This window comes from Bartonella sp. OT172YNZD (assembly GCF_042193725.1).
GTDB lineage: Bacteria > Pseudomonadota > Alphaproteobacteria > Rhizobiales > Rhizobiaceae > Bartonella > Bartonella grahamii_A.
This window is the reverse complement of sequence record NZ_JBHILZ010000002.1, coordinates 116689-131053: the sequence shown is the minus strand read 5'-3', so window position 1 is coordinate 131053 and position 14365 is coordinate 116689. Positions and strand designations below refer to the sequence as shown.

General features: G+C 36.3%; 8 protein-coding genes. 2 read left to right on the top strand and 6 right to left on the bottom strand.

From position 1 onward, the window contains the following. Nucleotides 1–2005 precede the first annotated feature (2005 nt). Nucleotides 2006–2980, top strand: a complete 975-nt coding sequence (locus ACFIJS_RS01455; protein WP_375649173.1) for a tail fiber protein — start codon at nt 2006–2008, stop codon at nt 2978–2980. Nucleotides 2981–3712: 732 nt separating this feature from the next. On the opposite strand, the gene ACFIJS_RS01450 is transcribed toward ACFIJS_RS01455, so the two are convergent. The 5 genes from ACFIJS_RS01450 to ACFIJS_RS01430 all read right to left on the bottom strand — a co-directional run bounded on the left by ACFIJS_RS01450 (nt 3713) and on the right by ACFIJS_RS01430 (nt 10053). Further along, nucleotides 3713–4549 carry a heme ABC transporter ATP-binding protein gene (locus tag ACFIJS_RS01450; protein ID WP_375649171.1) on the bottom strand — a complete coding sequence of 279 codons (837 nt, stop codon included), beginning with the start codon at nt 4547–4549 and terminating at the stop codon, nt 3713–3715. Continuing rightward, complete coding sequence (locus tag ACFIJS_RS01445) at nt 4546–5643, bottom strand: FecCD family ABC transporter permease (protein ID WP_375649168.1); 1098 nt, start codon at nt 5641–5643, stop codon at nt 4546–4548. Before ACFIJS_RS01445 ends, ACFIJS_RS01450 begins: the two co-directional genes overlap by 4 nt. A gap of 5 nt (nt 5644–5648) precedes the next feature. Beyond that, a complete protein-coding gene (locus ACFIJS_RS01440) occupies nt 5649–6551 on the bottom strand; it encodes a hemin ABC transporter substrate-binding protein (protein WP_375649166.1) in 903 nt (300 codons plus the stop codon). 18 nt (nt 6552–6569) lie between these two features. Continuing rightward, entirely contained in the window at nt 6570–7613 is a 1044-nt protein-coding gene (locus tag ACFIJS_RS01435) for a hemin-degrading factor (protein ID WP_375649164.1), read from the bottom strand. Nucleotides 7614–7875: 262 nt separating this feature from the next. After that, nucleotides 7876–10053, bottom strand: coding sequence for a TonB-dependent hemoglobin/transferrin/lactoferrin family receptor (locus ACFIJS_RS01430; protein ID WP_375649161.1), 2178 nt, complete (start codon nt 10051–10053; stop codon nt 7876–7878). A 246-nt stretch (nt 10054–10299) separates the two neighbouring features. On the opposite strand from ACFIJS_RS01430, the gene ACFIJS_RS01425 reads away from it, so the two are divergent. After that, the gene (locus tag ACFIJS_RS01425) at nt 10300–11070 is read left to right on the top strand and encodes a cell envelope integrity protein TolA (protein ID WP_375649314.1); all 771 of its coding nucleotides are present in this window, start codon (nt 10300–10302) and stop codon (nt 11068–11070) included. Between the two features lie 1039 nt (nt 11071–12109). On the opposite strand, the gene ACFIJS_RS01420 is transcribed toward ACFIJS_RS01425, so the two are convergent. Further along, nucleotides 12110–14194, bottom strand: a complete 2085-nt coding sequence (locus ACFIJS_RS01420; protein WP_375649159.1) for a lytic transglycosylase domain-containing protein — start codon at nt 14192–14194, stop codon at nt 12110–12112. Nucleotides 14195–14365 lie beyond the last annotated feature (171 nt).

Genomic DNA, 14365 nt, shown 5'->3' with positions numbered 1-14365 from the left:
AAAGGCAAACAAAGAATTGTTATGATAATAATTAACAAAGCCAAAAACCAATTTTTGAGTAAGTCGGGAATTATGAGGAAGAGGAACCAAATTCCCACTAACATTGCTATTATATTAGCAATGTTATAATTGGTAGCCATATAAAAGCTGCAGCTATGCGGGAAAAGATGATTGGTATACCCCAGAGCAGAGATAGACAAATTTGTTAATAAGAGATTCATAGATAAATTCGTTAGTGAATTCTTTATTTGCACTATCATAGCATTCTATAATCGCTTTGCATTGTCCCACTAACATCATAAAACTCTTTATGCACATTAGGAAGGATATAAAAACAGCTTATCTTTTAGATCTTGTTAAAAAAATCATATTTAAGTAGTGTAATTATACTAAATAATGAGGTAAATGGTGGAAGGAATAGAAAAGAACACCTAAAATATTCTTTTTTCCATTCTGCTGTAACGATTTTGAGCATTCACCCACCCCCCAATGAAAAGATTATAAATAAAAATCCTACCATAATGCATACTATAAGGTCTCCAAAACTCATATCTCCATCTTTCTTTTTGAGTGTTCATTTTGTGGATTAGAACAGATTACATTTCATTCATGTATGGTAAGATTATGTATGGCGTTATACATTTAGAAATTCTGAAATTTCTCAGTTTTTTATTACCTAAAGAAAATGTTTCTGACATTAGAAAATATAGCGATAACTTTAAAAACAGTAAAAAATAACCCCATTTAGAGCTGGTAAAGGGCGTAGCTAATAAATAATGCGTATTTTAAAGGGAAGATAGAAGTTAAAGGTGCAGAGAACACTGAAAATAAAGTCGGTAATGAGAGGAGAGGATATTCTATGTGGAAAAACAAGCCATAGATAGTTTAATTGTCTGGCTACTTATTTAGCAAGATTTTTTCTTTGATAGTTAAGGGTATAGCAAGTGTTAAATCGATGGAGCGTATTTTTTGTTTGGATTGATGAAGCAGATGAGTTAGCAAAACAGTTTGGAAAATGCTTTTGATATTGCCATGAATTAAGAAGAACACCGATAATTACAACATGTTGTTGAGAATGATTTATTGTTCTTGCAAAAAAAATATACATATAATAACATATAAAGAGATATACTAAGTGCAGGAGGGGAGAAGTTGGTTACGGGGCGTTTAAAAAACAAGGATATTGTTCATAAAAATTGGGAGAGGGCGCTGGGTTATGCTTTTTAATGTTTTCCGGGTTGGATACAATCTTCAAATGTAGTGAAGGTGTGTGATATTTCTTTAGTATTTCAAAGTATTTCATTTCCAGTTCAATGAAAGTCGAAAGAAATGGCCATATTAAATATATTCTCTATGGTGTATTTAGATTGAACAAAAGCTTGTTCAAAAAACATTTGTGCTGATCTTGTAACATAATTTCAGGAATAAATTGAATAACATAGAACAAAGTAGCTGCAAGTGAATAAAAGCATAATGAAGCGTGCAAAGAATTTGAAGCTAACTTTTAAAATTTTATACAAATGAAAGAGTTTCTTTGTTTAAAATATATGGTATAAAATCTCGACGAGATAGATTCAACATATTGAAAAAAATAAAAAAATAATTTTTAAGTCAGAAACTTTCTATGTCGATGATAATTTATTACATTCAATAATGGTTATATGAAATCCATAATAAGAAAAATTTTGAACAGTATTTATAAATTTTGCAACAAGATGCAAGATTGAAAAATAATTATATAACAACAGTAAAACAGCAAAACAAGATATTAAGTAACATCAGATGAGGTGGTTATATTACACATTAGAAGGGAAAGTATTAATACTAATGTTATGAAAAGCGTCTGGTGAATTTAGGTTATTAAATTGCAAGGAGTGAAGAGAGGTAAAATACGTAAATACGGATGGTGCAGTGGTTATGATGTACCAATCAACAGCGGTAGCACATTTTAGTACACAGAATGAGAAATTTTTAGAAAAACTATGAAAATAATGGGGGATTTATAATGTCTAATATTTACGATTGGTCTCTAAAGGCTGATGAAAATGCTTATTCAGATAGTATCATTAATTGGGCAGAAGGTCAGCCGCCTAGTTCTGTTAATGATAGTGCACGGGCGATGATGCAGCGCGTACGTGAATATCTTGCAGATAATGGTGGATCTATTAATTCAAGCTTTATAGTAAATGTGGAAGATAAAACAACATTAATTACCTTAAAGACAGTTTCGCCTATAAAGAAATACAACAATGATATCGTCATACGTTTTAAAGCTTGTGGTGTAAATATTGGCGCGACAACAATAACTGTTAATAATATAGGAGAAAAGCTTATCTATAAAGCCACTGATGCGGGGGTTATACCATTAGAAGGTGGAGAATTTCAAACAGATGGCATTTATGAAATGGTATATAATAATGGTGTTTTAATAAAAGAGCATGAGGGTTGGTATTTATTAAATCCTACACCACCAAAGATAGAAAGTTTTCCCTCTGGATTTATTGCAACATTTGCTATGCAAAATGTGCCAAATGGTTGGCTTTTATGTGATGGTAAAGCCTATAAGCGTGAAGATTATCCGCAGTTATTCAGGGCAATAGGTGATAAATGGGGAAAAGACAGTAATAAAACTTTTAAAGTTCCTGATTTTAGAGGCATGTTTTTACGCGGCTTTGATAATGGTCGGGGTTTAGATGGTGATAGAAAATTTGCAGATGAACAACAAGATAGCATAAAATCGCATACGCATATTGGGAGCATTGAAAACGCAGGCGAGCATGCGCATAGTTTTAAGTATAAAGGAGTTGGATGGCCAGTTGGTGATATTGGGAGACTACCGAATCATTATACCTATGATGCGACCCTGAAAGGAACAACAGATTCTGCTGGCGCACATACACACAAGGTAACTCTTTCCCATACGGGTGAGGCAGAAACGCGCCCTGTTAATACAACTGTTGTCTATGCTATAAAATCATGAGTAATAATAATCTATACACCCTGATAATTTTGTTAACGCGGAGAAATTCCGCGTTATTTTCTATGCATATGAAAAGGAAATCTATATTGTTAATAGATGAGTTAATTCATCTCATAAAGATATCTCTCATCTTGTTGTCGATTTCATTTCTTTGCATTGCCATGGTGTAGGCTTTATCTGTAAATGATAGTACTTCTTGAGTGGAATCATCTTTATGCTTGTGAAGCAGCAGACAAATGCTATTTCTATACTCTCTCCTTATCCCTATATTCCGCATTGTTTTTGCATTAGGGGGGCTTACAAGAAACGTTATTGATTTTATTTTAAAGTTTTTATTCAATAGTTTAATTCTTTATTATATGCTAATAAGCAATTTTTTAATAGAGAGAGAAAAATAAAAAATATCGTTATAAATCAATATTTATTTATACAAAAAGCTAAAATAGATGTGTTACAAAGAAAATATTACTATTAAAGCTACAAATAAATCTTTTATGGATGGGGAAAAGGTACTTGATTTCTCTATGGTCCTTAGAAGATATAAATAATACACTCCATTATTATAACAAAGGCATTTTTACGTATTTCTTGAATCATTTTTATAAAGATAAAGTGATAGAAAGAGTAAGAAAACGCATATTTACGTTGTATAAATTCGTATTGTCTAACAGTGTGATAGCAAAACAAAACCTTACATGTTTTTAGTTATGTAAAATCTTGAAAGATTTTAAACTAGTAGTTTTTAGATTGAAGCCGATAGCTTAGAGATTTAATTTCATAGGAGGATGCCGTTTGAGGGAGTATAAATGGGATATCTTCTTTAGGTAATTCAGAAACGTTTAAAGAACAATGATAAACCTCACGGAGATTTTGTGTTGTCAAAACGTTAGTTGGATTTCCTTCGCAATAAATCTCTCCTTCCTTGAGCAAGATCATGTTATCTGCATAATGTGCTGCGAGATTGAGGTCATGAAGAACAGCAAGAACGCCACCACCAGAATGGGCAAATTGTTTAGCAATATCCATAACGATGATTTGATGTTGAATATCGAGGCTAGCAATAGGTTCATCTAATATCATCCAGCGAGGAATCCCATTATAAACAGGTTTCCAGATTTGGCAAAGTACACGGGCAAGTTGTACTCTAGCTTGTTCTCCGCCTGATAATTGGTGATAATACAGGTTGCCGTAATCAGAAAGGTCAACGCACTCTAAAGCTTTTTGGATAAGATTTTCCAATTCGGCTTTGGCAATGGTAAATTGGTTTACAGAAAGTCCAAGCCCTACAACTTCATGGACTAAGAATGGAAATACGAGTGTTGTTGATTGTGGTAGCACAGCGCGCATTTTTGCCATTTCATGGGTTTTTGTTTGGCATACATTATAACCATTTAAGGTTATTGTTCCACTGTAAGGAATTTCACCACTCAGAGCTTTGATAAAAGTACTTTTTCCTGATCCATTAGGACCAATAATAATGGTAAAAGCACCACTTTTAGCTTGAAGATTAATGTGTTTAAGAATCTGCTTCTTTCCGCGCCGAACACAAATATTTGTCGCTTCAATCATGAAAAGTCTGTTCCTCGTTTGCATATAAGGATCCATAGAAAGAAAGGTGCACCAAAAAGTGCTGTTACAATTCCAATCGGCAATTCTGCGGGGGTAACAATTAAGCGTGCAAACGTATCAGCAAAAATAAGTAATGCTGCTCCCAAGAGAGCAGAGCAAGGAATGAGATAGCGATGATCAGGACCAATGAGCTGACGTAAAATATGAGGAACAATAATACCAATAAAACCAATACCACCACTGACAGCAACAGCACTACCACACATAAGCGCAACAAGGAAAATAGCGATATTTTTAACCCGTTGGATATGGAAGCCAACATGACCAGCAACTGCTTCTCCAAGAGAGAGAGCATTAAGGGCGCGTGACAGAAAGGGGGAAAAAAGGAGACCAGCACAGATAAAAGGCAAAATAAGCCAAACTTTCAACCATGTTGCCCCAGCAAGAGAGCCAAGACTCCAAAAAGTGATATCACGGAGTTGCTGGTCATTTGCGATAAAAATCAATGTTCCGACAACTGCACTGCTTAATGCACTAAGAGCAATACCAGCAAGCAACATGGTTGCAATAGAGGTAAAGCTATTATGCGTTGCTGTTATGTAGAGAACAATCGTTGATAAAAGTCCACCAAAAAAAGCACCTATGATAACTTTGTAAGGTTCTAGAAAAGGTGTAAATGAAACAGGAAAAGCAATACCGACAACAATTGCTAAGACTGCTCCAAGTCCAGCACCTGCTGATACACCTACAATTCCAGGATCTGCAAGAGGATTACGGAAAAGCCCTTGCATAAGAACACCGGAGACAGCTAAAGCTGATCCAATCAACAATCCTAAGATAACACGGGGAAGCCTTATGTCGATAAGCACGAGGTAATCACGCGTTTTACTACTTACCGAAAAATCTTGTGTAAGCATCACATGAAGGAGATCAACGAAAGAAACCTTTGCTGCACCATTCAAGAGCCCACCAAAAATACTGAAGGTAAGGAATATTATTAAGCTTAATAATAAAACCTTCCCCTGCTTTGAACGGTTTATTTTTTTACCTTCTTTTGCTTCAGGTAAATGCATCATGGATGTACCGTCTACCATTTTTATCAGCTCTTACCGTTTTGATTTGAACCATAAAATATCTTAATAAGCTCTCTTGATGCGTCTGCAGTGCGTGGACCAAATCCTAAAAGATACATAGCATCCATCTGTTTTATAGCATGATTTTTTGCTGCAGTTGTTGCTTGAACTGCCGGTATGGCTAAAATCTTATCAATGCTGGTTGATCTTGCACCATGTTTTACAAGTAAGATAACATCAGGATCTGATTTCAATAACGCTTCGCCATTGAGTAGTTTATATCCTTTATAATCGGTGATAGCATTGATAGCACCTGAAAGTTTTATCATACCATCGGCTGCTGTCCCTGTGCCAGATGCCATGACGCGTCCATTTTGCACGGATAAAACAAAAAGAACACGCTTTGGCTTTGTTACTTTCGCCAAAAGCGCATCGTTGTCTAAAAAACTACGCTTCAATTTTTCAATCAACGCAGCTGCTTGCACTTCCCGATGAATGGCTTGGCCAACGAGGCGAATCTTTTCTATCACATTTTCACGGGAGTAGTTTTCTGGTATAATCACCAGAGGTATTGATGTTTTTTTGAGAATAGCAATTGTTGAAGCAGGTCCGCTTCCTTCAACAAGCAATATGCCCTCTGGGGCAAGTGATAAAACCCCCTCAGGTGAAAGAGCGCGCATATACCCAAGCACAGGAAGCTTGAGTGCCTCTTGCGGGTAGACGCTTGTACTATCACGGGCGAGAAGCTGATCTTGGGCTCCCAATGCATAGATAATTTCTGTAAGTGCTCCGCCGATAGAAACAATTCGAGCATTTTCAGGAAAATGGGTTGTGGGTTCAGCAATCACTTGTTTAAAAAAACAGGTAAGAGAAAGCAGTAAACACATAAGAAAAAGGTTTGATAACCTATGCAAAAGAGATATGAACATGTTCGACCTTGCCTTATCTTAGTTACTGCTGTTTTTTTGGCACGATGGTAAACTATTTAATAAAGAGCGCCAATCTTCACGTTCTTTTTGACCTTCCTTGCGTATGCCAAAGAATTGAATAATCATCTCATCATCTTTATCAAAAACTTCAAGTGAGCTGACATAACCATCAATCGTAGGTTTGCGGACACGCCATACCTTATTGATCCCAGAAACGAATAAATGGAGGTGAAATTTCTGATCAAGAACATTAAGCCAAGGTCCCATTTTCTTAATGTTCTTTACTTGCCCAGTGAAGATTTGGATACATCCTCTATTACCAACAAAACACATAATTGGTAACTCTTCTTGTGCAACTTGTTTGAGCATCATCTCAACAGCTTCTATTTTTAACTCATCGGCAAACTCATTTCCGGCATGTTTTACAGCAACATGTCGATTAATTTTCAGTTCAGAAATAATCCCGTGAAGCTGATGTACATCAGTCATCTGTCGCCAACGATCTCGGAGTTTTTCAACATCCAGCTTTGCCGTATCACATTGTACTGCAGTAGGAACGGGAGAAATGTCAAGTACAGCGGACTGATCGTCATGAAGCAACTTTTCAACAAGTGCAGCCCATTCTTCCATATTTGTCGTATCTTTAGAATAGACCTTAAAGATAGCAATACCATATTGATCAAAGAATTGCAAACTTTTCATAGTTTTTCCGAGAATTGTCACGTCATGCTCGAAACCAAATTTCCATTGTTTTGAAAAAATACGCAGGTCAATTTCACCGAGTGTTATCGGGATATGCTGGCTTTGAACAATTTTCTCAAAACATCCTGTTATTTCATGGACAGCATTTTCATTACGTGTCAATGCCATAACCGTTCCAAGTTTAGAAGCACTTTCCAAGAGAGTAGTGACATTAGCGCGTAGTTTTTTTGCTTTTCCAATTGTACAATAGGCCGCAATAAGTTCTGCTTCGGATATACCAATAGAGACCGCAAAATCGCGGCTACGCATTTCTTTTTTTTCTTCACGCAAACGAATAATCATCTCGGCTGTATATGACATGGACTTTCCTTATTTTGCCTATTTGAGAGTTAATTTTTTCAATTTTACAATTCAAAGATAGTAAGTCGAACCATTATCAACTAAAGGTTCAACCCACTACCAAATAAGCCCTTATTATCAACAGCAGAACAATAAAAATCGATAAATTACAAAGAATTAAAGCATCTAGCTCATTTTTTAAAGAGCAATGAGAACAGAAACGCAACAGTTTATTTTTTACCGATACAACCCTTTCAATTGATCAAATAGTTAACAAAAGTGACTAAAATTTTTGCACAAACGACACCTTGAAATTACGACCAGGTTGGCTGTAATAATCCTTTGATGTTGTACTTTTAGCAGAAGGAAGATCTAATACATTCCAATATTTTTCATTGAACAGATTATAAACACCCGCTTTTACAACAAGTCCTTTTTCGCCGAATGGCTTCAACCAACATGATACATCAAAGATTTTGTATCCAGGAATCTTTTGATAATCAGAATCCTTAGCAACTTTATCGCGTTTGGCAGATGAGGTAAGCACGACATCTGCTCCCCAGATTTCTTTTGCGTATCCGATCCCAACAATCGTTTTTAAAGCTGGAATTGAGTTAAGATATTCATCCTTATCGAGATCTTTTCCCTGCGAATAGGCAAGAGCAAAATTGCTATGGAATCCACCATTAAGAGCTAAATGTATTTTTGCTTCAGCACCATAAATACGCACATTTGCACGATTTGTATAATGGTGACGCGCAAATCGAAATTCCTCGGATGGCCCTTTATCTATAGTATCTATGAAGTCTTTATATTGATTGAAAAAGGCACTGAGTGAACCATCGAAATTTTTATTTTTATATCTTATACCAACATCATATCCATTGCTGGTTTCTGCTTTAAGATCAGGATTTCCTTTTACATAATAAGCAGAGGGTTTTATATAAGAGACGTAGAGTTCTGAAACACGTGGTGCACGAAAAGCTTGCGCCCATTGAGCGTAGAGCGTCACTTGATTACGAACATCCCACTCCATACGTAATTTTGGAGAAAAACGTGCACCACTTCTTTCTGAAGGAAATTTGTCAGAAAACAGTGCTTTCTCATAAGAGGACGTTTTATGAGGGACGTACTTATACCAATCATAACGAACTCCAGGTGTTATACGGAAATGGTTATCAGCAAAGCCAATTTCATCTTCGAAAACAAAACCAAAATTGTAGCCATTCGTATCCGGTGAATCTGACTGATTAGCAGGCAAAAAGAGGCACCCTCCTGCATTTTCCGCCAAATGACAATTATCTTTACCTAACAAATAATGATGAAATTTAGATGACAAAACATTAGTGGCAAATTTTAACGTATGATCTACAGTACCAATATGAACTTTCTTGAGAGTATCGGCATTAAAACCATAATTGGTATTACGCAAAAAATTATCTCTCAAATAATCGCCTTTGGGTGCCGCAACACGAAACCCAGTCATAATATAACGATTTGACTGTTTTTGCCAATAAATCTGCCCACGAAACGCATCAAAAACAGCATCTTCATTGCCGTTATAGTCATAAGAAAGAGAAAGGCGTTCACGGAGTTTGTTGTCTTTATCATAAACGGAACCTGGAGCATATTTTTTAGAAGCATCCAATGAATGTATATCAACATTGTGACCAAAACGCTCCGCGGTAAAACCAAGCCGGTGATTGTCATCAAGGTATTGGTGAATTTTAAAGAGCAAATTATTTTGGTCAAAATGAGCAGGGTTTTTACGTGTGCGTTCTTCATAGCCTTCTAGAGTCCCCATATTTTTGCGCTCATGACCTTCCGCATAAGAACCTTGGAAAAGTAAAAACGTTTGTTGAGCACGCACTGCAACAGCTTGATTTATGTGCCAACTATTATCAACAGAATGATAACCACCTTTTATAAGACCACCCCAATTCTTCTCCTCTGTGATAAGATCTTCAGGATTAAGGGTACGCAACGCAATAACTCCTCCTAGTGCACCAGATCCGTAAAGACTAGAATCCGATCCCTGAATAATATCAAGTGTAGAAAGTGCACTAAAGTCAAACGTTGTGTTACTACCATTCCCACGCAATATATCGTCGAACCATGGAAGAACAATACCATCCATTGTTGTGAGAACACGGTTTGCCTCTAAACCACGCATAACAAAACTGTTGTTTCTTGGGTTATAGGTTACGGATGGATCAAGACGACTAATATCATAGGCACTAGTTATTTGTTTTTCACTAATATCCTTAGCAGTTTTACGATCTGTCAGAATAGTTACTGAATCCAAAAACGATCCTATTTTTTTCTCTTCAATAACAATTGGTTTAAGTTCAGTTACAGCACCTCCATCTTTATTTCGTGCAAAAACAAATGAAGGTACACAGACCGATAACGCACTTAAAATCACACAGCTTTTATAGATATTTTTTCGTCTTATTTCCATGACACATCACAACCCTTTTAAACATCCCCTCTCTGTTTGGAAATTTTATATTACATACAAAAAGGCTGGACTCGCTGATTAAAACTTGCCAGCCAAGCAGAAATGATTTTGCCAACAACACAAAATCACTAGAAAACCATATTAAACATGACAAAATCAGTCAAGAAAAAAGTTGCAATTTCAAAATAGCCTGTTTTAATGAGATTGAACACCAATAATAAGCTTAAAATAGTGGCAGAAGAAACGATGCATTTTGTAAATACGAAGCAATTATTAACTCGTTGGATTGGTGCATTTGTTGGAGCTTTCTTTTTGCATGTATTATTGGGAGCGCAGTTTTATTTTCAAAATATTGGTGTAAGTAATGGCTTGCTCTCGTCGGAGATTATGCTGACTTTTGTGCAAGAAACTGTATATCCGGATGTTGGTACAGACTTGTCAGATATTCATACAGAGTCGGATATTAATACAGAGCCAAAAGTATTACAGTCTGATCTTTTAGAGAAGGAGTCAGAGGAATTGGAATCCGTGGATGAAATTCAATCGGAAGAACCTCAGCATATGGTAGAACAAGATGACTTAAAGTCTTTGGAAGAGCCCCTTCCTCAAAAAGTGGAGCATAAAGCGTTTATCAAAAAAACAATACCTATGCCAAAGGCTGTAGTAAAGCGCTCCAATGCAAAGGCCGTACGTTCTTCTTCCACCAACAAGGATGTCGGGACAGCAGGGCTTGAAGATATGTTGTTAATGGAGTGGTTAGCAAAGGTACAGTCACAATTAGAAAGGCAAAAAAATTATGTTGTAGGACAGCGTACTAGCCGAGCAAAAGGAACGGTGAAGTTAGAGTTTAGGGTGCATGAGCAAGGAAGCATTTTTTCTAGCCGTGTTGCCGCTTCTGCTGGAGATCCAGAACTTGATCGATTAGCTATGGCAGCACTTCAACGCGTTGGTTCTTTTCCACCACCACCACCATCAAAAGCGAATAAAAAAATCAGAGTATCCCTGATATTTAGCTGATTTTTTATGCGGGGCATTTTTCTTATAATATATTGATTTATAATGATTGTTTATAATTTGAATGAAAGTGCAAATATAGTTCGTTCGAATTTTTTGACGTTGAATCAATCAAAACTATCTGCTTACTTATGACACAAGTTGAGGGGAAGCATGGATAAAAACTTCTAAAAAGCAGTGAATATACTTCTTATGAATGCTCTAAATGAAAGGGCTGTTGCAACATTGGGAGTTAAGGATGATAGAGCTATAGCTTTTATTAAGTAAAGGTTAATCGTGTCTAATCGATTTTTATACCATTCGTGAGAGGGTTTTTGTAAGTATTTTTCAGATACACCGTTGTGAAATGGACTTAGGAACATTAAAATAAAACAAGAATATAAATAAGAAAAACATACTATTTGGGGGTGCTCTGTTTTGTGTAAAGGATATGAGCTTATATGCGAAAATGAGAAAAACAAAAAGCAAAGCTTTATCTTCATCATTAAAAGATATTGACATATTTAAAAGTCGTAAAACCGAATGAAAAGGGAAGGGGCAGAAGAGAATTGTTTGGCTTTAAGGCTTTCTAACTCGATGAGTCTGTTTTTCTGTTATTAGAGATAATCCAAATGATATATATAATAACGTACTCTTCTTTGGTATAGAAATGTTATAAGCAGAACAAAATAATCTTGAAATATGCTGTTGTATAAGATTTGAATATTGACTAATAAGAAACAGTAAAAGGATGAGCCATTTGTTTCACTCTTCTCTTAATATTTGTAATCATCTATGATATTGTTGTTTATGTTGAGAAGAAATGAACTATTTGTACGACATGTTGATTTATAATGATAATTCATCATTTTGTATTTGGTATAAAAGACCTAAATAGCATAGGATTTTCTCATTTCGAATTTATTGATACTGAATTAATTAAAATTACTTGCTTATACATCATAAGTAGGTTGGTATGTGGGTACTATTAAATAAGGAATAAAAACACTTCTTATGAACGCTTTCAAATGCTATTTAGGAAGTTAAGGCATATTATTTATTTCTATCGACCAGAAAGAAGGTCGGTTTTTATATCTATTTTTCCAGTGAGTCTTGCTTTGTAGACACCATAATTTTCCATGACACGCATCACGTAATTACGTGTTTCTGTATAAGGAATACGCTCAATCCAATCAATGACGTTATCGAGAGATTGTCCTCGAGGATCGCCATAACGTTTTATCCATTCATTGACTCGACGGGGACCCGCATTATAGCCAATAAGAGTTAGTATATAGGATCCATTAAAACGTTCCAATTGTTCATTGAGAAAATGGGCACCTAATGTTGCATTATAATGAGCATCACTACTAAATTTTTTAGGGGACCATGCGATTGAATATTTTTTTGCCAGTGCTTTTGCTGTTGTAGGAAGCAATTGGAGTATACCTTGTGCACCTGCTTTTGATATGGCTGTTGGATTAAATTCGCTTTCTTGGCGAGCAATGGCATAGAGAAGCGATTTTTCTTCTATAGAAATATTAGCAGAAGCTGGTATAGCACCCAGAGGATGAGAGAGTGCACCAACATTTTTTCCCTGAAAAACAGCCATTTTTCCAATTTTGAGGCTGGTATAATAGTCTCCATTTTTTTCTGCCATAACAGCCAGAAGAGCTAATTCACCGGGGCTTTCTATTTTTTTTCCGAGCTCTCTATAAAAAAATTTAGCAAAATCAGCATAGCCAGCTGCTTCAAGACGTTGAATTGCTTTGATTGCTTTTCGTGCACTAAAATGTTGTCGCTCAGCGGTTGTGGGTTTGGGAAAGGAAACTTTAAGCTTTTTTTGGTTGAGTCGTGCAGCGGCTAATTGACCATAGTAAGTTGCGCCAAAATGAGCTGCGCGATGAAAGTATTGTTGGGCATTTTTATGTTCTTCTAGCTTTTCTGCTGTTCGTCCCATCCAGTAATATCCACGTGATGCAGAAAAAGGTAAAGAAGAGAGTTGAGGAATACGTGAAAAATGCTGCATTGCCAATTTAGGGTTATGAAGAAACCGTAGTGCGTACCATCCTGCATGAAACTCAGCATCGACGGCTAATGCAGATGTTATACCAGTGTGCATTGCAACGAGTTGATAAGCAATTTTTGGTTTGTTTAAATCGAGCATTTCACGAGAAAGGGCGCGTTGTTCTTTCCACAATGAATGAGGGTTCATAAGGCGGAATGCATTTTTTGATGTTTTCATCATGAGTGCTGCGGCTGCATCATATTGCTCTGTTCGTCGAAGATGGCGTATTTGAGCAAACTGAAAAAGAGGATCTTTTTGCCATGATCTCTCTACAGCTTTTAATTTTTGTGTAGCTCTAGGGTCATTTTTTTCAACGGCCACAAAAGCATCAAAAAGAGATGGAGCATGGGCTAATTTTGCAACGCGTGCTGCTGAATCAAAACGACATGCATACAGCATAAACTGCATGCGTTTCAAATGATCAATAGGTTTTAATGCAGCACTTGCATTTTTAAGAACAAAGATTTCTTCTTTTGCATTAAGCTGTGTTTTATGCCACCATGGTGCAATAACGTGTTGAGCACGGGTGGTTTGTCCCGTTGCGATAAGTGCTTTAGCGAAGAGAGCCATCCCTTGTGCTGTTTGGGGCGGGTGATAAGAAAATTTTTGGATGATTGCGCGTGTGTCATTGGTTTCGTTAAGAAAAGCACGTTCAGCATTGCGTTGCATTGTTTCTATACCTGGCCATCCTTTTAGCATGTTGATTGCATTAAATATTTCAGAACTTGGTATATTAGCTTGGTTTGATACCCCCAGCGCCCATGTCAAAATATGACGATCAAGGCTGTGTTTTTCCATTGAATTACGAAGATTTATTGTTTTTGCAATATTGTTGTTTGCTAGTGCATCTAGCCCAGCTTTCAGTTTCTGAAGTGTAGCAGTATTGTGTGATGTCGTGTGTATCTGTTGAAGAGGCTCTTGAGCTTCTTTTTTGGTAACGGGAATAGGGCGCACCAAAGGGATTGGCGCTTTCCCGTGCAAAAGAGGTGTTTGCGCGTATGCACTTGAAAATAAAATTCTTATTGCCAGTATAAGTGCAGTAAAGGTTGATACGAAAAGAGAGGTAGAAAATACATGCATAGAGAAAAGACCTTGAGACCTTGCTTTTTGTAAAAACTTAAGGATTTATAGAACACAAGCATGAAAAACGCGTTAATATAGACGGCTTATTTTAAAGAAATGTGCACATTTAAGGAGAGGCATTTTCATCTTATGAGGGCTTTTTTTGAAATTCATCTTGCTTCAATGATA